At 62.1% G+C, this 23,990-nt stretch carries 18 protein-coding genes; 9 read left to right on the forward strand and 9 right to left on the reverse strand.

Features of this window, described 5'->3' with window-relative positions; genetic code table 11:
• Positions 1-50: 50 nt before the first annotated feature.
• The 3 genes from B8446_RS10250 to B8446_RS10255 all read right to left on the reverse strand — a co-directional run bounded on the left by B8446_RS10250 (position 51) and on the right by B8446_RS10255 (position 2,037).
• The gene (locus B8446_RS10250) at positions 51-305 is read right to left on the reverse strand and encodes a hypothetical protein (protein ID WP_148505947.1); all 255 of its coding nucleotides are present in this window, start codon (positions 303-305) and stop codon (positions 51-53) included.
• A 5-nt stretch (positions 306-310) separates the two neighbouring features.
• A complete protein-coding gene (locus B8446_RS16250) occupies positions 311-466 on the reverse strand; it encodes a hypothetical protein (protein ID WP_158507562.1) in 156 nt (51 codons plus the stop codon).
• 458 nt (positions 467-924) lie between these two features.
• Positions 925-2,037 carry a sulfotransferase family 2 domain-containing protein gene (locus B8446_RS10255; protein WP_048849308.1) on the reverse strand — a complete coding sequence of 371 codons (1,113 nt, stop codon included), beginning with the start codon at positions 2,035-2,037 and terminating at the stop codon, positions 925-927.
• 1,354 nt (positions 2,038-3,391) lie between these two features.
• Between B8446_RS10255 and B8446_RS10260 the strand changes: the two genes are divergently transcribed.
• The gene (locus B8446_RS10260; RefSeq protein ID WP_084712254.1) at positions 3,392-5,533 is read left to right on the forward strand and encodes a TonB-dependent receptor family protein; all 2,142 of its coding nucleotides are present in this window, start codon (positions 3,392-3,394) and stop codon (positions 5,531-5,533) included.
• Between the two features lie 435 nt (positions 5,534-5,968).
• Here B8446_RS10260 and B8446_RS10265 read toward each other — a convergent pair whose 3' ends face one another.
• Genes B8446_RS10265 through B8446_RS10280 form a run of 4 tightly spaced genes read right to left on the reverse strand, consistent with a single transcriptional unit; the run spans position 5,969 to position 11,086 of the window.
• A complete protein-coding gene (locus B8446_RS10265) occupies positions 5,969-7,624 on the reverse strand; it encodes a dipeptide ABC transporter ATP-binding protein (protein ID WP_048849310.1) in 1,656 nt (551 codons plus the stop codon).
• A complete protein-coding gene (locus tag B8446_RS10270; RefSeq protein WP_048849312.1) occupies positions 7,621-8,451 on the reverse strand; it encodes an ABC transporter permease in 831 nt (276 codons plus the stop codon). Before B8446_RS10270 ends, B8446_RS10265 begins: the two co-directional genes overlap by 4 nt.
• Entirely contained in the window at positions 8,448-9,413 is a 966-nt protein-coding gene (locus B8446_RS10275; RefSeq protein ID WP_048849314.1) for an ABC transporter permease, read from the reverse strand. Before B8446_RS10275 ends, B8446_RS10270 begins: the two co-directional genes overlap by 4 nt.
• Positions 9,410-11,086, reverse strand: coding sequence for an ABC transporter substrate-binding protein (locus B8446_RS10280; RefSeq protein WP_084712255.1), 1,677 nt, complete (start codon positions 11,084-11,086; stop codon positions 9,410-9,412). Before B8446_RS10280 ends, B8446_RS10275 begins: the two co-directional genes overlap by 4 nt.
• A gap of 169 nt (positions 11,087-11,255) precedes the next feature.
• Here B8446_RS10280 and B8446_RS10285 point away from each other — a divergent pair, with 169 nt between their 5' ends.
• The 8 genes from B8446_RS10285 (at position 11,256) to B8446_RS10325 (ending at position 21,141) form a co-directional block, all read left to right on the forward strand.
• A complete protein-coding gene (locus B8446_RS10285) occupies positions 11,256-12,518 on the forward strand; it encodes an acyl-CoA dehydrogenase family protein (protein ID WP_048849316.1) in 1,263 nt (420 codons plus the stop codon).
• The gene (locus tag B8446_RS10290; RefSeq protein WP_373277145.1) at positions 12,515-13,918 is read left to right on the forward strand and encodes an NtaA/DmoA family FMN-dependent monooxygenase; all 1,404 of its coding nucleotides are present in this window, start codon (positions 12,515-12,517) and stop codon (positions 13,916-13,918) included. The genes B8446_RS10285 and B8446_RS10290 overlap by 4 nt, the downstream gene beginning before the upstream one ends.
• Positions 13,915-15,069 carry an FMNH2-dependent alkanesulfonate monooxygenase gene (ssuD, locus tag B8446_RS10295; RefSeq protein WP_048849318.1) on the forward strand — a complete coding sequence of 385 codons (1,155 nt, stop codon included), beginning with the start codon at positions 13,915-13,917 and terminating at the stop codon, positions 15,067-15,069. The genes B8446_RS10290 and ssuD overlap by 4 nt, the downstream gene beginning before the upstream one ends.
• 5 nt (positions 15,070-15,074) lie before the next feature.
• Positions 15,075-16,490 carry an FAD/NAD(P)-binding protein gene (locus B8446_RS10300; RefSeq protein ID WP_048849364.1) on the forward strand — a complete coding sequence of 472 codons (1,416 nt, stop codon included), beginning with the start codon at positions 15,075-15,077 and terminating at the stop codon, positions 16,488-16,490.
• Positions 16,490-17,833: an LLM class flavin-dependent oxidoreductase gene (locus B8446_RS10305; RefSeq protein WP_199484096.1), complete on the forward strand. Its 1,344-nt coding sequence runs from the start codon at positions 16,490-16,492 to the stop codon at positions 17,831-17,833. The genes B8446_RS10300 and B8446_RS10305 overlap by 1 nt, the downstream gene beginning before the upstream one ends.
• 852 nt (positions 17,834-18,685) lie before the next feature.
• Complete coding sequence (locus B8446_RS16615) at positions 18,686-18,895, forward strand: hypothetical protein (protein WP_048849322.1); 210 nt, start codon at positions 18,686-18,688, stop codon at positions 18,893-18,895.
• A gap of 534 nt (positions 18,896-19,429) precedes the next feature.
• Positions 19,430-20,383 carry an ABC transporter ATP-binding protein gene (locus tag B8446_RS10320; protein WP_084712256.1) on the forward strand — a complete coding sequence of 318 codons (954 nt, stop codon included), beginning with the start codon at positions 19,430-19,432 and terminating at the stop codon, positions 20,381-20,383.
• Positions 20,380-21,141, forward strand: coding sequence for an ABC transporter permease (locus B8446_RS10325; RefSeq protein WP_048849324.1), 762 nt, complete (start codon positions 20,380-20,382; stop codon positions 21,139-21,141). The genes B8446_RS10320 and B8446_RS10325 overlap by 4 nt, the downstream gene beginning before the upstream one ends.
• Positions 21,142-21,161: 20 nt before the next feature.
• Here the strand turns inward: B8446_RS10325 and B8446_RS10330 are convergent, their stop codons facing one another.
• Together B8446_RS10330 and B8446_RS10335 are read right to left on the reverse strand one after the other, a co-directional pair.
• Positions 21,162-22,529 (reverse strand): hypothetical protein, encoded by a 1,368-nt coding sequence (locus B8446_RS10330; protein WP_048849325.1) that lies wholly within the window; start codon positions 22,527-22,529, stop codon positions 21,162-21,164.
• Positions 22,529-23,773 (reverse strand): DegT/DnrJ/EryC1/StrS family aminotransferase, encoded by a 1,245-nt coding sequence (locus tag B8446_RS10335; RefSeq protein ID WP_084712257.1) that lies wholly within the window; start codon positions 23,771-23,773, stop codon positions 22,529-22,531. The genes B8446_RS10330 and B8446_RS10335 overlap by 1 nt, the downstream gene beginning before the upstream one ends.
• Between the last annotated feature and the right edge of the window lie 217 nt (positions 23,774-23,990).

The following is a 23,990-nucleotide window of genomic DNA, read 5'->3' on the forward strand; positions in this document are numbered from 1 at the left end:
GCTGGGTCAGGAACGGCAGGAGCACCGGCCAGATCTGGTTGATCGGCATGTCATCGGAGCCCTCCGATGGCGCGGTTGACGGCGAACATGTTGACGCCGATCCAGCCTGCGGAGAGCAGGATCACCAGGTGCAGGCCGTATGAAAACAGGATCTGGTTCTCGGTGATCCACGCGTAGAAGAAGGCCGCCAGAAGGGCCGCCGCGCAGTGTCGCCAGCGCGAGTCCGCCAGCAGCGTAACTATCTGGAAAGCGTCGCTTGCGGCCATGATGGCCTGCCAGATCCCGTTTGGCATCAGCGGCGTCACCAGCGTCACCAGCGCGTGGACGGCAGCGCGTGCAGGTGCTCTGGCCGGGCCATCAGGGACACGGCCCCGAATGAGGCCAGCATCAGCCCGGACCAGGCCTCGGCCCACCAGTGCTCGCGCCGGATCAGCGTACGGAGGAAATTGCGGGCGCGCCGGATCATGCCGGGCACCGCATCGGGTCGCCCATGGCGGCCTCCAATAAAAACGCCGCCCGGGGAGGGGCGGCTGGGAGGTGGTTATAGGCGGCTGGCCGGATGCGGATGTTGACGAACAAATCGGGTAATATGTCCGTCCACGCCGAACTTAATGGTAATATAACGTTAAAAATTGCTTGATTCTGGTCATTAAGGTCGACAACATAGGTATAGACAAGCGTGAGGCCACCTATGAGTGACATGACAACCGCGAGTGATGTGCCGAGAATCGTGGATAGTGCAGTTGAAGTCCGTCGATTCGAGGAGAATGCAAAAAATAAACGGTCTGATTTCGAGAAATCAGTGCAAAGTGCCTGCCTCACCAATTCCATCTCTGAGAGTGATGCGTTGGTGCTTCTGCTGATGTATCCGAAGTAAGCTCGTAGTTGCCTGGCGCTCGACATTTGGTCCGCGTCAATGGACGGTCAGGAGCTGGGAGTGAACTGTCCAGCAGGCAAATCTGTCGCTAACCGCTTCTCAGCGTCCGCAGAGCGCTCAAGGCGGCGATAAAGATCGTATTCCGGAGCCGCCAGCGTGCGGACACGATCCGAAAGGCTCTCGAACTCCGCAAGATCGCGCCTCTGTTCTTCCGGATTGAAGCTGTTGAGACGCGGCAATGGACCTTTGAGCGGTCTCACGCCCAGCATCTTGCGCATATGACGGATAAAAGTCTCGAGTTGAGGCGTGGTCATGATGATATTGCGGGGACAGTCTATGGCGGCGCGTGCGCGTATCTGAAATTCAGGGCTGTCGACGTCCATATCGATGCGCCGGGACGGTGCGCCCAGCATCAGAAGTTGCATGTTGGCCTCCACCTTCGCATCCGGGTGCTCGAGAAATTCCGCAAGTGGAAGGTCCCGCATCAGCCTCATGGTCGGAGAAAAGGTGGATGGATCTTCTGCCCGGCGCCGTGCATGCAGGAACGCGGAACGAACCCGGGCGACAGGGTCGCGCAGGATGCAGGCAATCGTGGATTTCCGGTCGGACGCCTGTTCGAACGTGCTTCGAAAGACGTGGCCGCCGACGATGTCGTATTCGTGGGGGGCAGGCGGGTTGGCGCGGAATGCCTCATTGCTGTCGTAGTATATCTTCGCTTTCACCGGGCGTGTAATGGCATCCCACGCAGTCGTTCCTGCCGTTTTGGGAATGTGGACGAAATAGATCGTCCGTTTCGTCCGACGAAACGACCTCGGTTCCAGATAATATCGGACCGGTCTGAAGTGCTTGAGATATGTCCGCCGTCGTAGGAAGGACGGAGACGGAAGATCGCGCGCGAGACAGACAAAGACGTCGTTCGCATAGATGAGTGTCCATTCCGCGCAGACGCGTGCCAGATCCTGCCGCGGCAGCGTGCCAAGACGCGCCTTGTGAAGCAGAAGGATGTTCGCGTCTGCAATGTCGATCCGGTCTGCATATTGGCGCACCGTGCTTACGGGCGCTTCCGGCCAGGAGCCCGCCGGCAACAGGATGCGATCTGATGAGCGGAGCACGGGCAGGAGGGCATCCCATGCTTCATGCCATGCGCGGTCTTCCAGCATCCGGCCTCATACTCCGATCAACTTACCTTCAGGAGGTCCATTTAAGCAGACCTGACCGGTGCAGGGTAATTTGAGGTGGGCACCGGATTGAAACGATATGTGACGCGAATCTGTCGCGGTGGATGCTTTTGGACTGGAATGATAATCTTCTTCCGGAACGAGCTTACGCTGAGCCGTGCTCCCGTCATGCCCCTTCCCGACAGGGCGCCATTGGCAGTAACCCTCATGCACGGCAAGGAACCCACCCGCCCTGTAACGGGTCAGGGCACCAGCGATCTGGATGTGAGGAAAAGCTGGCAGACGGTTCAAAAGCGTATTGAAGTGCAGCCAGATGGACTTAGGGGCCCTTCTGGCAAATGAGGACGCTGATTAATGCGGCCCAGTCATACGTCTCGCTGCTCCGGACGTGGCTCGTCGGCAGCCATTGAAAATCACCTGGTGCTTCATGCCGGACAGAGTGCTGTCTGCCACTAAGGCCGGACACGCTGCCGGTGAGCGTGTTGACGCGCCGGAATGGTGGTCTCGCTCCTGCCGAAAATGCATCCTTGCCGATGCGGCAAACGCATTTTGCAATTTTTTCAAAGCAGCGATCGAGAGTCGATCGAAAACGTAAGGCACGGAATTGGTGCAATATATGCCGACCCAATAAACCACCAATACATAAAGTGATATAACGGGGAAACGAATTGGCCAGCAGGCTTGCCGTCCCTGGCTCTGCATGATGGGGCGCCCTGCCGACAAGCGACGTGCCGATGTGACGCCAACTGCACTCTGCGCCGTAACGCTGACGTAGGAAAAGCTGATCGCCCTGACCGAAAATCCAACGACACGATAAAAACAGAGGGCGACTTGGTTTTCGTCATTCAGCGCAAGCAAAATATCGTGGGCTTCATGAAGGCCAGGACTCTGCCTGTCTCCCGCCCAGCTTTGCTTTTCGCCACCATAGAGGGCTGAATTCCGTTCGAGAAGGGAAGGGCAGGGCCGTCCAGTCACCGCCCGCGATCTGCTGACGGGCCACTCGCCACACCATCGAATGGCGGCCTCGTAAGCATCAGCCTGTGGCCAAAAAACAACATAACATATCGTAATATATGAGGAGCTATGCACAATTCCTTGCGAACATAAGTGCATATCAAGAATCACACTATGAATAAGTGTTATATGATGCGTATGATGATTTTTATGACGCCCCGAAAGAGTGAAACCCGTGCCCTGGCTCTGGCCGGAACCGGGCTTCGGGGCGTGAGGCCAGTTGAGGATTTTCTGAGTGACACCGATCGGACGACAGCACGGTAATAATGTCTCGGCAGTGGAGCGCCGAACGAAAAAGGCAGCCCGCGCATGGCGGCTGGCGATGCTGGGTTTCTGCGTCGATCAGGCTTGTGCCCAATCGGTTTCGGGCCAGGGCAAGGCGCCTGTTCGCCATCATCCCGTCGCATCCGCTGCAAGCCCTGGATCGAAGCCGCATCCGGTGTCGCGTCCCGAAGTCATCAGTGTATCCGCACGCAGGCGCTCGGCCGCCGATGTCGCCCGACACGCGCTTGATAGCGTGCCGGGCGGCGTGAGTGTCATCGACGCGAAGCAGGTTCTGAAGGGTCGTAATTTCACCAATGCCGATGCGCTGGCGTTCCAGCCCGGCGTGTTTGCCCAGAGTTCGGGCGGCGGGGATGGGCTTCGGTTGTCCATCCGTGGATCGGGTATCCAGACAGGGACGAATTATTTCCGGTCCGGCATCCTGATGATGTTCGATGGTCTGCCGGTCACGACGCCGGCCGGCACGCCTTACGAACTCTTCGAGCCGCTGGGACTGCGTTACACGGAAGTGTTGCGGGGAGCGAATTCGTTTGATTATGGCGGCCTGCAACTTGGAGGCGCGATCAATTATGTCTCGCAGACGGGTTATGACGCGAGCCCGTTCGAGGTCCGTGCGGAGGCTGGCAGCTTTGGCTACAACAAGCAGCAGGTCAGCTCCGGGCAGGTGCTCGGCAAGTCCGACTATTATGTCAGCATCACGAAATCCTATCGCGGCGGCTATCAGCAGCAGACGGCGGCCAGCAGTTTCGGTGTCGAGGCGAATTACGGCTATCGCTTCACGGACAACATCTCGACGCGGATCTATTTCCGCTATCGTCAGACAGAAAATGGCTATCCCGGCTATCTGACGCGGGACCAGATCCTGTCCAATCCGAAACAGGCGCAGTCCACCTACGTTACGTTGCAATCGAAGCGCATCCAGCCCGGCACCAAATGGTATGGTGACATGACGACGATCCGCATCGACGATCGCTCGAAGGTCGAGGTCGGTTTCGATTATCAGGACGCGCCGATCGATATCGAGACAGGAACCACATCCGCAGCCTGGGGCTACAAGACCGTCGCGGGTGTTCTGCGCTACAAGCGCGACGATACCCTTTGGGGCCATGCAAGTCAGACGACGTTCGGCCTCGATACCTATACCGACCTGGAGGCGTGGACGACGAACCGTACGCGCGTCGGCACAGGTTCGTTCGCCGGAGTGCCGACCGGCACCATCGTGCGGCACACGAGCTATGGCGGCACGGACAACTACTTCCACATCAGCAATAATTTCGAGGCGTTCCACGGGTTCTGGATCACGGCCGCGGGGGCGCTCGACTTCATCCAGCGATCGACCAATGTCTGGTATCCGACACAGAGCGGGACCGGCACATCGTCGGTCAATTTCACGCCGCGCGCCGGATTCCGGTATGTCGTGACGCCACACGTCACCCTCTACGGCAATGTCAGCCGCAGCATCCAGCCGCCGAACGACTGGCAGCTGCTGTCCGGCAATGTCTATACGAGCGGCCTGGCGAGCGGGCTGAATTCAAGCGGCGTGGACCTCAAGAACCAGACGGCGACCACGTTCGAGGTCGGCACGCGCGGGGACCTGCTGCGCAATCACTGGAGCCTGAGCTACTACCATTCCGCCGTTCATAACGAGCTTCTGTCCGTCATGACGCCGCTCTCCCAGCTCTATGGAAACGCGACCTATTCGAACGCGTCGCCCACGACCCATCAGGGCGTGGAAGCCTCCCTGGATACGGATCTGGTCAAGTGGACCGGCGGAGCCTTGGGTCTTCGGCAGGCGTATACGTATCAGGATTTCCGCTTCAATCACGACGCGGTCTTCGGCAACAACAAGCTGCCTGGCATTCCCGCGCATTTCTATCAGGGCGAGATTCATCTGGACCTGAAAAACGGTTTCTATGCCGCTTTCAATGCACAGGTGTCATCCAAGGTTTCAGGCGCCTACGACAATACGTATTACGCGCCGTCCTATCACATCTTCAACGCCAACATGGGTTATCAGTGGCCGAAGAAACATCGTCAGGTGTTCATCTCGTTCAACAATTTGGCCAACAAGCATTATGCGTCGATCGTGGTACCCGGCTACAAGGCGGCCGGACAGCAACTGGCAGTCATGCAGCCTGGAGACGGCTTCGGCGTCTTTGCGGGACTGTCGATCGGACTGTAAGCGCCGATCAGACGCACCGGAACAAAGGGTCACACGTCGCAGCGTGACCCTTTTTTTTGCGTCCGCCACGATCATGAAAACCCTGATGTCTTCACGACAGATGCGATGTGCCCTGTTCGCACGAATCCGGCCCGGCGCGGGACACATGATGGATTTCAAACAGCAGGTTCCGAAGACAGACGCCGGATAAAGTTGCTGCATCGACTGGCAGGCAGGGCTTGACCTTTCGGTGGCGAAGAGCGTTTCCTGACAGATCTATTCAAGCCATTCCGAATGGCGCAGTTCCCTGTTGGGACCATCCGGTTTTACATAAGAGATGCGGGGACTGACCGAACAAAGGCAGCCTTCAGGCGCTTCTGTCGGGTCATCATGCTCAGGCCTGCACATCATCTCTCCCAAAGGGAAGAAGGTTCAGTGCGCTTCGGGCATTCTCAGTCAGATCGCGCGAGTTTCCACAATGTGGTGGCTGTCAGCCGGTGCCGACAAGGCATGCGCTGCTTCCAACAGGGCGCGGGTGAACGGATGACTTGGCGTTCGGAGCACGATTTCAGCCGGTCCCTGCTCGACGATGCGGCCTGCCTGCATGACGGCAACGTCGTCGCACATCCTTCGAATGACGCCCATGTCGTGCGAAATCAAAAGATAGGCAATGCCGAGTTCACGTTGCAGCGCATCCAGAAGGTCCAGGATCTGCGCCTGCACCGACAGATCCAGCGCCGAGACCGGTTCGTCGCATACGATCACCGAAGGGTCGGAGGCGATCGCGCGTGCGATGGCGACGCGCTGACGCTGGCCGCCGGACAATGTGCGCGGCCGCCGGCCGGCGATTGCCGCCGACAGGCGCACGTGGTCGAGCAGAGCGGTAACTGTCTCGCCTGTGACCGGTCTGCCGGCTGCCTCCACTGCATCGGCAAGGATGTCGTGAACTGTCCAGCGCGGATCGAACGAGCCCAGCGGGTCCTGATAGATCATTGCCATATGACGGCGCAGGGGGCGACGTGACCGCTCGGTGATGCTGCGTTCGGGGCCGTTCCAGGCCTGCCCCTTGAATATGACCGACCCTTGATCAGGCCGCATGAGGCCAGTGATGATCCGTGACGTCGTCGTCTTGCCCGAGCCGGATTCTCCGATCAGGCCCAGAGTCCGGCCCGGATGCAGATCGAGGCTGACCGACGATACCAGATCACGCAGCATGCCATCGGGGCCGGGACGGCGGACCGAGAGGTTGCGCGCGGAGAGAAGTGGCGATGCAGTCCGGGCGGGCTGGATCGCCCGCGCCGGACGGCGCAGCGGGTCGGCCTCCAGCAATGCGCGGGTGTAAGGGTGTGAAGGGGCGTTGAGCAGTCGTGCGGCGTTGCCCTGTTCGACGACGTTGCCATGTTGCAGCACGAGAATATGATCGGCGAGGCGTGCGACAAAGCCGAGATCGTGGCTGATGAGAAGAATGCCGATCCCGTTTCTGCGCAATGTCAGCAGGCGGTCGAGGACTTGCGTCTGCACGGTCGGATCAAGAGCTGTCGTGGGTTCGTCCGCGATGAGAAGCGGCGGCGACAGGGCGAGCGCATTGGCGATCAGTGCACGCTGGCGCTGGCCGCCGGAAAGCTCATGCGGCCGTTGGCGCGCACGCAGCGCGGGATCGGGCATGCCGGCCTCTTTAAGCAGGTCATGGACCCGTTGTATGCGGCTCCGGCGATTTCCCCAGCGGTGCGCGGACAGGGCCTCGGCGATCTCCTGACCGATGGTGCGCAACGGGTCGAGTGCCACCAGCGCATCCTGCAGCACCATGCCGATTTCCCGGCCGCGCAGCGAACGCCAGTCCGATGGCGCCAGATTCAGCAGGTTCCGCGTGCCGAGCGTAAGCCGGCGGGCCGAGATCCCGGCATTCGCACCGGCTAGTCCGATCAGACTGCGGGCTGTCACGCTTTTTCCGGATCCGGACTCGCCGACCAGCGCCACGACCTGCCCGGGACGCAGCGTGAAGGAAATGTCCCGGGCGACGGTATGGAGGCCTTGCGGCGTCGGAAACGCAACCGAAAGACCGTCGACGTGAAGAACCGCATCCTGGCGGCCGATGTCTGAAATGGCGTTCATGATGCACCTGCGTCCATGCGAAGCTGGATGGCCCGGCCGACGACGGTGGTCGCCAGCATCGTCAATACGATGGCAAGACCCGGGAACAGTGTCATCCACCAGGCCTCGGCAATGTAATCGCGCCCCATGGAGAGCATCGTCCCCCATTCGGCCGCGGGCGGTGGGGCACCCAGACCCAGAAAGGAAAGGGACGCCGACCAGACCACCATCTGGCCCACACCCATGGTTGCGAGCACGACAAGCGGACGAACCGCATTGGGCAGGATATGTCGGCGGATGATCTTGAACGGACTATGGCCCAGTGCGCGGGCTGCCTCGACATAAGGCGCATCGCGCACCGCGAGCACCTGCCCGAACACGAGGCGCGTATAGCCCGCGGCAGACCCGATTCCGACGGCAATCACCAGCGGTACGATGCCGCTCCCGAGTGTGGCGCTGCATAAAAGTGCAAGAACCAGGACGGGAAATGCGAACATCACGTCGATCAGCCACCGTATGCCGCGCTCCGCCATACGGCCGCCCAGGCCCCCGATCAGAGCAAGCGTCGTTGCAATCAGCAGGGCCAGGGCGATGGCGCTCACGCCAAGCAGGAGCGACTGGCGGGCGCCATAGATCAGGCGCGTAAGAATATCGCGACCGGATTCATCGGTGCCGAACAGGTGATGCAACGAAGGAGGGGCGAATGCGGCCCTCGGGGCAATGGCCATCGGATCGGTCTGCGTCAGCACCTGCGGTGCAATCACGGCGACGAGCAGGATCGCAAGATAGAATGCCGCCAGCGCCGGCCCTGTCTCGCGAAGCGCAATTGCGCGTTTCAGCCGGGTCATGAGCGTGTCGCTTTCAGGCGGGGATCGACGACGACGTACAGCGCATCCGTCGCGATCCCGGCCAGGATATAAACCAGGGCAATGAACAGGATGATGCCCGAGACGAGCGGCATGTCGTGCGTCATGACGGCGAGAAACAATTCCCGGCCGATGCCGCGCCGCGAGAAGATCATTTCGATGACCACGCCATTGCCGACCAGTGCGCCCACAGCCCAGGCCGACAGACTGATGCCGGGCAGGAGCGCATGACGCAGCGCATGACGCAGACGGATCAGCCATTCCGGCGTGCCACGGGCGCGCGCCGTCAGGATGAATGGCTCATGCAGCGCAAGGTCGAAGGAATCCCGCATGACGCGTGCGAGAAATCCCCCGAGTGGAATGGCCAGCGACAGCGTTGGCAGGACAAGCGAACGCAGTCCCCGGTTTCCCGCTGGCGGAAAGATCTGCAATTCGAATCCCAGAGCCCACAACAGCAGGATCGCCAGCCAGAATTGGGGCAGGCCCGCGAAGAACGTCTCCGTCGTGCGCGCGAATGCAGTCGTCCGACGACCTACCGCGAACACGATCGACAGGACCGCCAGCAACCACGCCGTGAGAAGAGCGGATGCCATGAGGGCGAGTGTCGCTGGGCCCTGGGCGCGCAGGACGTCGGCCACGGGCATGTGTTGCGAGAACGACTGGCCGAGATTGCCCGATGCCAGACGGGCGATGTACAGCCCGAACTGCACGCTGATCGGTCGGTCGAGCCCATATTCGTGCCGCGCCGCCGCGATGGTTTCAGGCGATGGCGTCTGTGTGCCGCCGCCCAGGATGGCCGTGACCGGATCGCCCGGCGTCAGATGCAGGGCTGCAAAAGCCAGACTGGCCGCAGCCAGCAGGACGAGCACGGCGTTGGCAAGCCGGCGTGCGATTTTTCGGGCGATCAGCCCGAACGGCCATGTGCGTCGGGAAAGCGCAGTCATCGGGACACCCACGCGTCATAGAGGGTTGTGACGTGGAGCGACGGTTCAAGCCGCACGTCATGCACAGAGCGTGACAGGGCCAAGCGCGTCGTCTGCGGATAGGTCGTGATCTGGAGGAACTGTGCCGCGGCGGCCGCCTGTGCCTGCCGGTAGAGCTCGCGCCGCCGGTCCTGATCCGTCGTCGTCAGGGCGTCGTTGACGATCCTGTCGAAGCGCGGGTCGGAAAAACCGGCGGCATTCTGATGATTGGCATGACCTGTCGGCGGACCGAGGAAGGCGGATGAGAAAATGATCCGCAGGACATCCGCCGTATCGGTGTTCCAGTATCCCAGACGCACGTCGTAATCCCACGCCTGCTCCCGCGTGAGGACACTCGTGTCGTCGGAATTTTCCAGCAGCACCTGAAACCCGGTCGCCCGTGCGGTTGCCTGCACCTGTTCCCATAATGTGCGGTCGGCGGTCGGCCAGCTCGAGCGCACCGGAATGTGAACGATCAGCGGAACGCCGTTGCGCGTGCGGATGCCATCCGCCGTGCGCCCGGTCCACCCGGCCGCATCCAGCAGGGCGTTTGCACGGGCCGGGTCATAATCGCCGACATGTTCGAACGCAGGGTCGTAGAACGGCGTCGATGGGCTCAACGGCCCGCCGGCATGGCGATAATGATGGAAGAACACGCTGCCGAGCGCACCCGGTATGTCCGCCGAGCGCACGAACGCCTCGCGCACGCGCACATCGTTAAAAGGGGCGCGGCGCACGTTCAGCGTCCCGTTGGTCGGATTGCCGGGTCGATCGGCCATCAAGAGCCACAGGTCGCGATTGCGCTGCGCCGGTGTTTCGGCCTCGGGTGGCAGACTGTCGATCACGTCGGCCTCGCCCGCCTGCAGTGCGGCGAACCGGACCGACGGCTCGGCCACGAAACGCCACTCGATCCGGTCGAGCCGGGCCGGGCCATGATGGAGTGCCGTAGGCGGGCCCCAGTTGTAGGCCGGGTTTCGGACGAACACGATGTCGTTCTGGTGGTCCCAGCGCTGCACCATGAACGGCCCCGATCCCACAGGCGACTGGCAGTTCACATCCCGCGGGCGCGCCAGTGCGCGGGGTGACTCCAGTCCCAGAAAACCCTGCGACAGCACTTCAAGGAATGCGGCATAAGGCGATTTGAGATGGACGACCGCCGTGTAGTCGTCCGGCGTGTCGGTGCGCAGATACTGGCGGATGTAGCCGCCGGCCGTTCCAGACTGCGTATGCGGATCGACCATATGATCGAGATTGGCGCGAACGGCCTGCGCATCGAAGCGGGTGCCGTCCGTAAATGTCACGTCCCGGCGCAGATGAAACGTGTAACTCAGCCCATCGTCGGAAATCTGCCAGTCGGTGGCGAGCCACGGAAGGATCCGGCCCCTGTCGTCCATGGCCACGAGCGAGTCGAGATACTGCTGGGCCACGAAGACCTGGGGCATGTCGCCCGCAACATGCGGGTCAAGGCAGACCGGCTCACGGTCTGTCGCATAGACAATTGTCCCGCCCGAAACCGGTGTCTGCGGGGCCACGTGGTGCGCTTCGCGACGGCACCCCGTCAGCAGCACGGCCGCCGCACACGCCACGACGCATGAGATCGTCCCGCGGACATGACGGGGGCGTGACTGCGCGAAAAGAGGCGTGGAAGGAGACATGGCATCCGATTTGCGATGACGATGAAGGCCGGGCTGCCAAAAACCATCTCACGTACGGTTGTTTGTGTAAACAACGACCCGAACCGTCATTATCATTCGAAGCACTGGACAGGCGTGCATTTATGCCCATAGGCTTGCTCCTGAAACAACGTCTCGGATCGGGGTAATCATGGGTACGGAACATTTCCCGGCCGCTTCTGGCAGTGCCGATACGCTGGACGCGCATTTCGCACCGGTCTTCGAGAAGATCGCGGCAGGCGCCGTTGCGCGTGAGCAGAAACGCGAGCTTGCGCGCGATGCGGTCCGCGGCCTGCTGGGCGCGGGCTTCGGAAGGCTGCGGGTGCCGCGAGAGGCGGGCGGTCTGGGCGCTTCGCTCAAGGAAAGTTTTACGCTTCTGCGCACGCTTGCGGCTGCGGACTCCAATATTCCGCAGATCGTCCGCGCCCATTTCGCCTTCGTCGAGGGACGTCGGCAGCAGGGGCAGGCGTCCGAGCGGTGGTTCGGGATTATTAATGACGGCGCACTGTTCGGCGCCGCGATGGCGGAGCGCTCCGACGAGACGAACGTGTCGACAACGTTGCTCAGGCAGCCCGACGGCTGGCGCCTGAACGGCACCAAGTATTACTCGACCGGCACGCTCTATGCCGATTGGATCATCGTCTGGGCAGCCAGCGCGGATCAACGGGCGCATGTCGTGGTCCGCTCCGATGCGCCGGGCGTGAGCCGCGTCGACGACTGGGACGGGTTCGGACAGCGCCTGACCGGCAGCGGGACGACCGTGTTCGACAATGTGGCCATTCCGGAAGACCAGATCATCTCCAGCAAGGCCCTGACGGACCTGCCGGCGCAGTCCTTTCTCGGCGCCTATTACCAGCAATTCCATCTGGCAACGCTTGCGGGCATCACGCAGGCGGTGCTGCGCGACGCGCTTGAATTCGTGCGCCCACGCACGCGCGTCTTCGGTGTGCCGGGCAAGGTCGCCCAGCGCGAGGATCCGGTCGTTCAGGGTGTCGTCGGCCGGATGTCGGCGTTGGCGTTCTCTACGGCAGCGCTGGTTGACCGTGTCTCCGACGCGCTGACGGAGGCGGAGCCGGACTGGGTGGCCGGCGATCGCGGCAGTGCCAGGATCGAGGCGGCGCAGGAAATCGCGTTTCAGGCGCAGCAGATTGTCATCGAGCAGGCCCTGGAAGCGGCGACGCTTCTGTTCGAGGTCGGCGGCGCATCCGCGACGAGCGAGAAGCGCCGTCTCGATCGGCATTGGCGCAACGCCCGCGTTCTGGCCTCCCATAATCCGGCAGCCCAGCGCCTGAGGGAATTGGGCGATCTCGCCCTCAACGGCACGCCGCTCTGGACGCCGTATCGCGAGGGGCTTCTGCGACAGGCTCAAGCCCAGGCGCCGACCCATGCCGAAGTGCAAGTCGGGCTTGCATGATGACGGCTGGTGCATCACTGAAGCCCCTGCGCGCCAACCTGTTCGAAATGGCCTGCGTCAGCCATATCGTGCACGGGATGTGGCGCGCGCCGGGCAATGCCCGTCACCGTTTCGGCGAGATGAGCTTCTGGCTGGATCTCGCACGCCTTGCGGAAGACGCGGGATTCGACGCGATCTTTCTGGCAGACGTGGTCGGTGTCTATGACCGCTTCGGCGGCCTCGAGGCCGCCCTTCGGCAGGGCATGCAGGTGCCGAACCTGGATCCGCTGATGCTCGTGCCGGCGATGGCCGCCGTCACCAGTCATCTGGGGTTCGGTGTGACGTTCTCGACCACCTACGAGCCGCCCTTCGCCTTTGCGCGCCGCATGAGCACGCTGGATCTCCTGACGGGCGGCCGCGTGGGCTGGAACGTCGTGACATCCTATCTGCCGAATGCCGCACGGAATTTCGGCCTCGATGACGAAGTCCCCCACGATGAGCGCTATGATCGTGCCGGGGAATATCTCGACGTGCTCTACAAGCTCTGGGAGGGAAGCTGGGATGACGACGCCATCGTTGCGGACGTCCAAGGCGATGTATTCTCGCGCCCCGGCAGCGCGCGATACATCAACCATGCCGGCCCCCATTACCGGGTCGAGGGGCCGAATCTTGTGCAGGCCACACCGCAGCGCACACCGCTGATCTTTCAGGCGACCGGCTCGCCGCGCGGGCTGGAACTCGCCGCCGGTCATGCCGAGGCCATCTTCATCGGCGGACGCACGCGCGACGACGTCAGACGCAACATCGCCCAGACCCGGGCGCGCGCGGCGGCCCTCGGCCGGGATCCGGCCGATCTCAAGTTCTACGTCATGGCGGGGCTCGTTCCCGGAAGGACCGAGGCCGAAGCGCAGGAAAAAGCCGCGCGCTACCGCGAATTCTACAGTGTCGAGGGCGCCCTGGTTCATGCGCAGGCCGAGATCGACCTGCGTGCGGTCGATCCCGCTCTGACCATCGGCGAAGCGCTGGCACAACAAGGGCGCAGTATCGGCAACATGGGACGTCGTTTCGGCCCGGAGCAGACGATCGGCGCGGCGCTCAAGCAGGTCGGCACATTCGACGAAGGCCGGTTTTTCGCCTGTGGAACGCCGACGCAGATCGCGGACGAGATCGAGTCCTGGCTGGACGAGGACGGCATCGACGGGATCAACCTGCGTCAATACCATTCCTTCGAAACGGCGCAGGATTTCGCGACCCTGATCGCACCGGAGCTGCGCCGCCGGGGCCGCATGCCTGAACAGAAGCGCGGCGAGACCCTGCGTGGCCGCCTGTTCGGTCACGACAGATTGCCCGCCACACATCCGGCAGCGCGCTATCGCGATCCCGCAGCGCTGCAAGTCAAAGAGGTTGCAAACGCGTCATGAGTGCGCCTGAAAAAATCAATGTCCTCTGGTTTCTCCCGACGCACGGAGACTCACGCTATCTCGGGACACAGGAAGGCGGCCGCGGCGTCGATCTGCCTTATCTCCAGCAGGTCGCACGCGCCGCGGACAATCTCGGCTATTATGGTGTGCTGCTGCCGACAGGCCGAAGCTGCGAAGACAGCTGGGTCGTGGCGTCTTCTCTCATAACATCCACGGAGCGGCTGAAATTTCTTGTGGCCGTACGTCCGGGGCTTCAGTCTCCGACGCTCGCTGCCCGCATGACGGCAACGCTCGATCGCCTTTCGAACGGCCGCCTTCTGATCAATGTCGTGACCGGCGGCGATCCGAAGGAGAATGGCGGAGACGGACTTTTTCTCAGCCATGCCGATCGCTATGCGGTCACGGACGAATTCCTTGATATCTATTCGCGCCTGCTGCGTGGCGAAACGGTCGAGCACGAGGGACCTCACTTTCGCATCGAGGACGGCCGGCTGCTGTTCCCGCCGCATCAGGAAGGGGGACCGCCCCTGTATTTCGGCGGATCGTCCGACGTGGGGATCAAGGTGGCGGCCAAGCGCATCGACAAATATCTCACCTGGGGCGAGCCGCCCGAGCAGGTGCGCCAGAAGATCGAGACTGTGCGCGAAGCGGCGGCCCGGGAAGGGCGAGAGGTCAGCTTCGGCATCCGGCTGCATGTGATCGCGCGCGAGACGACGGCGGAAGCGTGGCAGGCAGCGGATCGCCTGATTTCGCGCCTGGATGATGCGACGATCGCGCAGGCGCAGTCCGTGTTCTCGCGCCTTGACTCCGTGGGGCAGGCCCGCATGAGCGCACTGCATGGCGGGCGGCGCGACAAGCTGGAAATCAGCCCCAATCTCTGGGCGGGCGTTGGTCTGGTCCGTGGTGGCGCCGGCACGGCTCTGGTCGGCGACCCTGCGATAATTGCCGAGCGTATCGACGAGTATCGCAGGATCGGCTGCGACAGCTTCATCCTGTCGGGCTATCCGCACCTGGAGGAAGCCTACAGCTTCGGCGAACTGGTTCTTCCCTTGCTGCCGACAGCCCATCCGACCCGCGCTGTCGGAGGGGCGAGCAACATGGGGCCGTTCGGCGAGACGATCGCCGGTTCCTATCGCCCGGCCACGCGTTGAGCGTCATGATCGATCGAAAGAGTCCCTCTTCTCCCGTGGCGATCATCGGTGGCGGGGCAACGGGTGCTGCCATCGCCTATCATTTTCTGAACCGGCGTACGGCCGTTTCAGGCCCGGTTCTCATCTTCGAGGCGCGCGCGCGCATCGGGGCCGGGCTTGCATATGGCAGTCATGATCCACAGCATCGGATCAACGTACCGGCCGCGAAAATGAGCATCGATACCGGGCGGCCACTCGACTTTCAGGAGTGGATCGACTGCGATCGGCTGCTCGCCCAGGATCCGGATGCGCTCGCTCCGTCCGGCGGCCTCTTTCCCGCACGGCGCGTATTCGGTCGCTATCTCGCAGACCGTATCGAGCCCTGGCTGCGGTCGGAAGCGGCGCTGCACGTGCGTGCCCGCGTCGTGTCGATCCAGAAAGATGGGGACTTATGGCGGATCGGCACGGATGACGGCATTTTTTTCCAGGCCGCCCGTGTCGTGATCGCCACGACGCACCCGGTGCCGTCATTGCCGACGCCGCTGCGTCCTGTGTCACACGACCCGCGCATAGTCATCGATCCATGGTCTCATACCTGGCTCGACAGTGTGGCGCCGGATGCGCGGATTGCGATCATCGGTTCCGGACTTACGATGGCCGATGTCGTTGCCAGCCTGACCGCGCGCGGTCATCGGGGGCTCATTATCGCGATATCGCGGCGCGGGCTGCGGTCGCAGTCTCATGCGAAAGCCGAAGTCGAGGCTCATGGCGATTTCTCGACAACACCGGCCCGGTCCGCCCGCGCACTGCTTCGTAATGTGCGTTGCGTGCTGGCGGACGACCCTGCCCGGCCGTGGCAGGCTACATTCGATGCATTGCGCCGGCAGGGACGGGCGATCTGGTCCGCGCTGCCACCTGTCGAACGCAAGCGGCTCGTGCGGCATCTTCGTCCGTTCTGGGACGTGCATCGGTTCCGCATCGCACCGCAGGTCGAAACGACGCTTTCGCAGCGCATCGCCAGCGGCACGCTGCGTATCCAGGCTGCCAGAGTGGAGTCGGCCAGCGCCACTGCATCCGCGATCAGCCTGAACCTGCGCGCGCGCGGCGGTGCGGTTCGGCACGTTGACTGCGACCTCGTCATCAACACGACAGGGCCGGATCATGCCGGAATTCTGGCGCAGCAGCCCTTTCTCGCCGGCCTGGCGCGGGATGGCCTGATCGAGCGCGATCCGCTGGGTCTGGGCCTGCACACCGACGAACACCATCGCGCCATTGTCGCGGACCACCCGGTGCCGGGGCTGTTCATTGCGGGGCCACTCTCACGCGGAACGTTCGGTGAGTTGATGGGACTGCCCGAGGTCACGGCCAACGCCCAGTCCGTTGCAGCGACGCTCGCCGCGGATGTCAGCGCGTCGAAAACACGAGAGCGGGAGACACTCTGATGACCGAAATCCCGATCAATGCCTTCGACATGACCTGCGTCTCACATCAGGCCAGCGGCCTGTGGCGTCACCCCGAGGATCAGGCGTGGCGTTATCGCACGATCGGATACTGGACGGATCTGGCGAAACTTCTCGAACGCGGTCTGTTCGACGGGCTGTTCATTGCCGATGTGCTGGGCACATACGATGTATATGGCGGCGGGCCAGACGCGGCCCTGCGCAATGCCGCGCAGGTGCCGGTCAACGATCCGGCCATGACGATTTCCGCCATGGCGGCCGTGACCCGACATCTCGGGTTCGGGCTCACGGCGACCTTGTCTTTTGAACATCCCTATCCCTTCGCCCGGCGCATCTCCACGCTCGATCATCTGACGCAGGGGCGGATCGGCTGGAACATCGTCACGGGCTATCTCAACAGCGCCGCGAAAGGCATGGGGCAGACCCGCCAGACCAGCCATGACGAACGCTATGACATCGCGCGTGACTACATGCAGGTCGTCATGAAGTTGTGGCGCGACAGCTGGGAAGATGGCGCCGTGGTGCGCGATGCGGAAGCGGGCGTCTTCACGGACCCGGCTCGCGTCCATCGCATCAGGCACGACGGCCCCTATTACGAAATCGATGCTGTTCATCTGTGCGAGCCATCGCCGCAGCGCACGCCCGTGCTGTACCAGGCAGGAACATCGCCGAAAGGGCGCGCCTTCGCAGGAGATTTCGCCGAATGCGTCTTTCTTGCCGGACCGTCTGCAGCCATTGCCCGACACGGGGTCGAGGGACTGGTTTCCGAACTTCAACGCGTGGGCCGCGCGCGTTCCTCGCTGAAGATCTTTTCCCTTGTGACGGTCGTTACCGGGCCTGACGATGCGGCAGCGGAGGCCAAATGGGCCGATTATCGCCGTTACGTCAGCCATGAGGGCGCGCTGACGCTCATGTCCGGCTGGACCGGCATCGATTTCTCCCAATACGATCTCGATGAGCCGGTTCGGCATGTCCGCAACGACGCCATTCATTCGGCCGTGGATGCCTTGACGGTCGTTGATCCCAACCGCGTCTGGACGGTCCGAGAGTTGGCCGAACATTCTGCCATCGGGGGCCTGGGTGTGGCCTTCGTCGGCGGCCCGGGCCGTATCGCCGACCTGCTCGAGGACTGGATCGATCGAACCGGCGTGGACGGATTCAATCTGGCCTATGCAGTGACCCCGGGTAGTTTCGAGGATTTCGTCACCTACGTCGTGCCGGAACTGCAGCGGCGCGGACGTTACAAGACGCAATATCGACAGGGAACGTTGCGCGAGAAGCTCTTCGGAACATCCGTGCCGCAATATCGTGCCGACGCCGCCTGACATCACTTTGTGCGCCAAGCGGCCCCGTGTCTGTTGAGTGCGCAGCGTGCGAAAAGCCGGGCTTCTGATCGACACACGGTTGTTCACGCTCGGAAGGGTTCGGCAGCGGCTTCCGCAGGGGAGCGGGCCGGATTTGACTACTCGGGCTGTCGCCTTTGCAGCGGTTAATCCGTAGCGCGATAAGTCGGCGGCCGTAGCACTTTGGAAAATATTCCGATTAGCGGCCTTTCAAGCCAGTAGCGCATGAGCAGCAGCCATTGTCCGTTCTGGCCGGTCCGGAGTGTATGCCATTGCATGGATTTGTGACGGTGCATTCAGCGTGCTCCAGCCTTTTCGGCATCAGTCGATGCTGAACGGCGTGATCCTAGAACAATCTCATGCCGGGTCGCGTGCGGCATGGGCCCCAGAATCAGCAGGCGTTCCCACGTGTTCGGCCCGATACCGGTGTGCCATGCGCGGGAAAACATGCACAGACGCGACACATATCCGTGCGGCCGCGCAGCGTCTTTGAAACGCGCGCACCATTTCATCATATGAGGCTGTCGAGGTACAGCGGATGGGCGTTATCCGAGTTTCGGATATAACAACGCAAGAGAATAGTGAAAACGGCAGATTTCTTTCATACAACGAAAAAAACGGTTGTATATTGACAAACCCGCATTTCGAACGTATGAACCCGTCCATGGTCATCACGAGCAACATGCAGCGAATGTGTAGTAGGCGGCCGGGTTGCCGCTTGTGCTCTCGTGCGTCGCAGATTTTCTCGGCGCATCTTTAGCCGCCGCGTCCCCAAGTGTCCGGCGGCCCATCGTCTGATCGGGGCGATGCTGCTTTCTGTCGCGGACATCTGACATGTTGAGTTCCACCATCATCGAAATCGACGGCATATTCCTCGGCGCGGCCATCCTGCTGGGGCCCCATGGGAGACGTCGGTTCTATGCGGCGCACGACCGTGTCCGGGCGTTGCATAACGTCGTCATGCCCGATCTTGGGCATCTCCATGTCCACGTCGCAGCGCAATTTCGGAAAAACGCTCGCCAGGATCCGGCTTCGCAGGTATGATCCTTCGCGGAGGCTCCGGATCTGCTGGGGGGCAGGGGCCTGCCTGCATCCTCGTGCATGCGGTTCCACTGCGAACCGCCGTATGGACAGAGTAATCATGGGCTCAAGGCGCATCTGCCGGTATGAAACAGGCCGCCGCATCTGGCGAAAAGCGCGAGGCAATGGATTGCGTCTGGCAGCGGGTCAGGATGACGATTTTGTCGTCTCCTAGTGACGGACGCAGACAGCCTTCATGATCTGAGAACGAAGAAGCACGACAGGCGAACGCCGGTATTGCGAAGATCGCGTCGACGCAGGTCATGTCGCCTCGACACAAGGTGATGTTGGCCAGCGCGATCTGTCATCAGCCGATTACGTGTGACGTAAGGCGGCCGTTCTCAGCAGCCTTGCGTCACACCATGTCGATCCTTGCGGCCGGCCCATGAAGCGCTTTCGATACGTGCACCATGACCCCACGCGGTCAAACTTTCGCCGCGTGCAGGGCCCGCGTTTCGGCGCTCGCCAGATGGCGGGGAGTCGTGGGAAGATGTCCCCATGACAGAAACCGATATCGATGTTCCATTGCCTCCGGCCATTCTGGTCGAGGGGCTGACCAAAACCTATGCGTCCGGCTTCAGCGCGCTGTCCGGGATCGACCTTTCGATCCGCCCCGGGGAGATCTTTGCCTTGCTCGGGCCGAATGGCGCGGGCAAGACGACGCTGATCTCCATCATCTGCGGCATCGTCACGGCCAGCACAGGCCGCGTGACCGCCAACGGCTTCGACATCGCCGCACAATACCGGGCGGCGCGCCGACAGATCGGGCTGGTCCCGCAGGAACTGACGGTCGGCGCGTTCGAGACCGTCTGGAATACCGTGACATTCAGCCGCGGCCTGTTCGGACGCACGCCGGATGCCGCCTATATCGAGCAGTTGCTGCGCGATCTCTCGCTCTGGGACAAGCGCGACAGCAAGATCGTGACACTGTCAGGCGGCATGAAGCGCCGGGTCATGATCGCAAAGGCCCTGTCTCATCAGCCGAGCATCCTCTTTCTCGACGAGCCGACCGCAGGCGTCGACGTCGAGTTGCGGCGCGAGATGTGGGAGATGGTGCGCCGCTTGCGCGAGCGTGGTGTCACCATCCTGCTGACCACGCATTATATCGAGGAAGCGGAGGAGATGGCGGACCGGATCGGCGTCATCAATCGCGGCCAGATCGTGCTGGTCGAGGAAAAGACCGCATTGATGCGCAAGCTCGGGAAGACGCAGCTGGTGCTCGACGTCGCGCCACCCTGCACCGAACTGCCATCCGCGCTCGATACATGGGCACTGGAGCGCAGCGAAGACGGCACTACCCTGACCTACACCTATGACGCACAGGGGGCCGATACGGGTATCGCGGACCTGATCCGCGCAATCGGCGCGGCCGGCTTCGCCATCCGCGGGCTGCAGACAAGGCAGAGCTCGCTTGAAGACATCTTCGTCAGCCTCGTCCGGAGCGCATCATGAATACCCAAGCCGTCCGCGCCATCTACCGCTTCGAGATGAGCCGCACCGCCCGCACGATCCTGCAGAGCATCGTCTCTCCCGTGATTTCCACGGCCCTCTATTTCGTGGTCTTTGGCACGGCGATGGGATCGCACATGGGGCGCACCGGCGGCGTCAGCTACGGCGCTTTCATCGTGCCGGGTCTCGTCATGATGTCCCTGCTGACGCAGAGCATCTCGAATGCGTCTCTTGGCATCTACATGCCAAAATTCATGGGAACGATCTACGAAGTTCTGTCGGCGCCGGTCTCACCGTTCGAGATCGTCTGCGGGTATGTCGGCGCTGCGGCCAGTAAGGCCATGATCCTCGGGATCATCATTCTCGGCACGGCCCGGCTGTTCGTGCCGTTCGAGATCCTTCATCCAGTCTGGATGATCGCGTTTCTCATGCTCACCACGCTGACATTCAGCCTGTTCGGGTTCATCATCGGGATCTGGGCCGACAGCTTCGAAAAACTGTCGATCGTCCCGTCACTGATCGTCACCCCGCTGACATTTCTCGGCGGCAGCTTCTATTCGATCAACCTGCTGCCGCCGCTGTGGCGGAAGATCACACTGTTCAACCCGATCGTCTACCTGATCAATGGCTTTCGCTGGAGCTTCTATGACGCGGCTGATATCGCCGTGGGCACCAGCCTTGCCCTGACACTGGTCTTCATGGCGATCTGTCTTGGTGTGATCTCGTGGATCTTCAAGACCGGCTATCGCCTCAAGCGCTGACCCAAATCGCCCGACCGGGCTCACGCCGCAATCATGTCGGCCGTATCGGCCGCATGCGCGAGCATCCGTGCCGCGATCAGTCTGCCGACATCGTTCTGCCAGAGCCACAGGCCGTTCACCTGCCCGGTGAAACTGGCCTCGCCGCCCATATGCGCGGGCGGCCGGTAGCCCGCGGCAAGCCCGACGCCGAAGAGACCAGGAATGCTGCGCCCCTGGCTGTCGATGATGCTGCACTCCGGATCGACCATGGCGGTGCCGCCGGACACGCCGCCAAGTGCGATGGGCGCGCCGTCCTGCCCGAGTACCGGCAGTCCGCGCGGCGTATAACCCAGGCACGAGATAATCAGGTCGGCCTCCTCGAGCGTCGACTGGACCGCCGTATCGACAGCCTGATCGGTCGCGATCTGCTGGAACGCCAGACGCGTCTCCCCCTGGCCGCCACCGATCTTCAGGGCCCGTCGAACGAGTTCGCGTGAATCGAAGCGGAAGCCACCGAAGCGGAACAGGAAACCACTGACCGGGCAGACATCGCGTTGGGCATCGAAGTCGGTGTATCCATCCTCGAGTGCTGCCTGGACGCTGGGATAGAACACCGTGATCGGCGTGCGGTGAAGGAGCCGCACGCCGCCGTCGTTGAAAGGAATTCCGGATCGCAACAGCAGGTTTGCACTGGCCATCGCACTGGTGGATCCGCCGATAATCGCGATCCTGGGCGACGATATCCCTGCAAGACGATGAGCCACATGCACTACGCCGCCATGCGCCAGCATCTGCTCGGACTGGATCACCTTGTGATCGAACCGTGGCAGCAGGGGAACGCCGCCAATGGCCTCGCTCGCAAGACGAGCGCGGCGCTGATCAGCGCCTGTGGCCGCGAGCACGGACCGGGTCGTGAAGGTTTCGACGCGGCCGGCATGCCGAACGGTCGCAACCCAGTTCCGGCTCGGCATCTGACGAAGCGTAAGCAGCTCGGTTCCCAGCATGACCCGGCAGGCCGGAGCCGCTTCGACGAGATCCACGATGGCACGGCCGACCAGACGCATCAGTTCGCCAGCCAAAGCCAGCGGCACACAGCCGACGCCGAGATCGGCGATCGTCCGTGCGACGGGATGATCGACCAGTGCCGCAAGCGACGGCACGGGGCAGTCCACGAGGCAGGACAGGAACGTCGCGGCCGAACTGTCCGACGTGATCGCGTAGTTTCCGATCCGGCCAGGACCGGCCTCGTCCGCACGATCGATCAGGATGATTCCGCGCGACAATATCTCCTCGAGCTGCCCGGATTTCGCGGCAGCGAGGAGGGGCGCCAGACCCGCAGGACCAAGGCCCACGACGGTCAGCGGATAATGCGGCACGGATGTCCCGGCCGCGGCGGACGCGACACGCATTATGCAACTTCCTTTCGGGCCGTCGAGGCCATCGAGTGTGCACGGGACGTGACAATCGGCTGATCGCTCTGCATGTCCATGGCGGACCAGATCGGAGTCTGTACGGCAGGTGCACAGATTTCGAGAACGGCATCGCACACTTCATGGACCATGTCGTCGGTCATGCCGTTCCAGAGGGGAAGCGAAACAATCCGGGATGCAATCGAATCGGTGGTGTGCAGATCGTCAGCCCGGGAACGCTCCGCGAGGAAAGGCTGCTCCATGAGATGGGGCGAGAAATACGCGCCCGTTTCAACGCCGCGGGCCTTGAGTTCCGCGCGAACGGCCGTCCGATCGACGGGGCTGCTGTCAGGGACCAGGAATGGAAAGAACTGATAAGCCGGGCGGAGACCCCTCGGCTGCTGCATCTGCAGGCCGTCCAGCCTCGCGCGATAAATGCGGGCCAGCGCATGACGACGTTCGGAGATCGCTTCGATATCGTCCAGCCGATGCAGGGCAAGCAATGCCGTCATTTCCGGAAGCTTCGCGTTCAGGCCGGGCATTGTTGCCGAACGTGGCGCGCCGAAACCGAAATTTCCCATCTGCCGGAGTTCGTCGATCGCGTCCTGGCGGCCGCTGTAGATGACACCGCCTTCGCCGATCCCGAACGTCTTCGTTGCGTGCATGGAATAGACGATGGTCTGGGAGAAGCCGGCGCCAAAACCTGCGCCATTTTCATCGAGCGATCCGAGAGACGCGGCGGCGTCAATGACGATGCCGGCACCGGTTTCCTGATGCAGCGTTTCGTAATGTGCCAGGTCGATGCAGTTTCCGAACGTCGCATAGGGGACGATCAGATCGATCGCTTCGCCGTATTCTGCAATGAGGCGGCGCTCCGATACCGGGCAGGCCGACCACGTTGTCGCATCGATGTCGCAGAAGAGCGGAACATAGCCGCACCAGATCGCGGCCTGGGCTGCAGCCGCAAACGTGAAGGCGGGCATGAGTGCATAGCGCGGTGCGCTGTCGCCGGACGGGCGACGACGTGCGGCCTGCTTCATTGCAATCATGAGGCCGATGGTCGCGTTACAAACGCCCATGCAGGCACCGGTGCCCGCAAACAGCTGCTTGCGCAGTGCGGTTTCGAACCGCGTATTCACCGGTCCGTAATTGCTGAAGATGCCGGACCCTTCTATTTGCGCGATTTCCTCGCCAAGAGTGGCGATGCTCGGTATCCGTGCGGAAATAAAGGGTATCGCGGTCATTTTGAACGCCTCATGACATCTTTTCGCGCTTAATCATTCCGATTAACGGAACAACCATAAGTATGGAACAAATGACGACGCCGCCTGGCGGTCGGTTTAATGCCGCGCTCATGATATCGATAGCGCGAGGAACAAGATAAGCTTCACAAACGTGTTGCCTTTACAACGCATACACGGGTTACCATGCAAATTAATATAGCGTTATTCCAAAAATAAA

Source organism: Tanticharoenia sakaeratensis NBRC 103193, assembly GCF_000963885.1.
Taxonomy (GTDB): domain Bacteria; phylum Pseudomonadota; class Alphaproteobacteria; order Acetobacterales; family Acetobacteraceae; genus Tanticharoenia; species Tanticharoenia sakaeratensis.

Excerpts from the sequence above, each read along its gene's own strand:
- B8446_RS10330 (WP_048849325.1), bottom strand. The coding sequence starts at position 22,529 with ATGCGTGTCGCGTCCGCCGCGGCCGGGACATCCGTGCCGCATTATCCG.
- B8446_RS10260 (WP_084712254.1), top strand. The coding sequence starts at position 3,392 with ATGCTGGGTTTCTGCGTCGATCAGGCTTGTGCCCAATCGGTTTCGGGC.
- B8446_RS10325 (WP_048849324.1), top strand. The coding sequence starts at position 20,380 with ATGAATACCCAAGCCGTCCGCGCCATCTACCGCTTCGAGATGAGCCGC.
- B8446_RS10335 (WP_084712257.1), bottom strand. The coding sequence starts at position 23,773 with ATGACCGCGATACCCTTTATTTCCGCACGGATACCGAGCATCGCCACT.
- B8446_RS10305 (WP_199484096.1), top strand. The coding sequence starts at position 16,490 with ATGACCGAAATCCCGATCAATGCCTTCGACATGACCTGCGTCTCACAT.
- B8446_RS10275 (WP_048849314.1), bottom strand. The coding sequence starts at position 9,413 with ATGACTGCGCTTTCCCGACGCACATGGCCGTTCGGGCTGATCGCCCGA.
- B8446_RS10265 (WP_048849310.1), bottom strand. The coding sequence starts at position 7,624 with ATGAACGCCATTTCAGACATCGGCCGCCAGGATGCGGTTCTTCACGTC.
- B8446_RS10290 (WP_373277145.1), top strand. The coding sequence starts at position 12,515 with ATGATGACGGCTGGTGCATCACTGAAGCCCCTGCGCGCCAACCTGTTC.
- B8446_RS10270 (WP_048849312.1), bottom strand. The coding sequence starts at position 8,451 with ATGACCCGGCTGAAACGCGCAATTGCGCTTCGCGAGACAGGGCCGGCG.
- B8446_RS10280 (WP_084712255.1), bottom strand. The coding sequence starts at position 11,086 with ATGTCTCCTTCCACGCCTCTTTTCGCGCAGTCACGCCCCCGTCATGTC.
- B8446_RS10285 (WP_048849316.1), top strand. The coding sequence starts at position 11,256 with ATGGGTACGGAACATTTCCCGGCCGCTTCTGGCAGTGCCGATACGCTG.
- B8446_RS10255 (WP_048849308.1), bottom strand. The coding sequence starts at position 2,037 with ATGCTGGAAGACCGCGCATGGCATGAAGCATGGGATGCCCTCCTGCCC.
- B8446_RS16615 (WP_048849322.1), top strand. The coding sequence starts at position 18,686 with ATGTTGAGTTCCACCATCATCGAAATCGACGGCATATTCCTCGGCGCG.
- B8446_RS10300 (WP_048849364.1), top strand. The coding sequence starts at position 15,075 with ATGATCGATCGAAAGAGTCCCTCTTCTCCCGTGGCGATCATCGGTGGC.
- B8446_RS16250 (WP_158507562.1), bottom strand. The coding sequence starts at position 466 with ATGATCCGGCGCGCCCGCAATTTCCTCCGTACGCTGATCCGGCGCGAG.
- ssuD (WP_048849318.1), top strand. The coding sequence starts at position 13,915 with ATGAGTGCGCCTGAAAAAATCAATGTCCTCTGGTTTCTCCCGACGCAC.
- B8446_RS10320 (WP_084712256.1), top strand. The coding sequence starts at position 19,430 with ATGACAGAAACCGATATCGATGTTCCATTGCCTCCGGCCATTCTGGTC.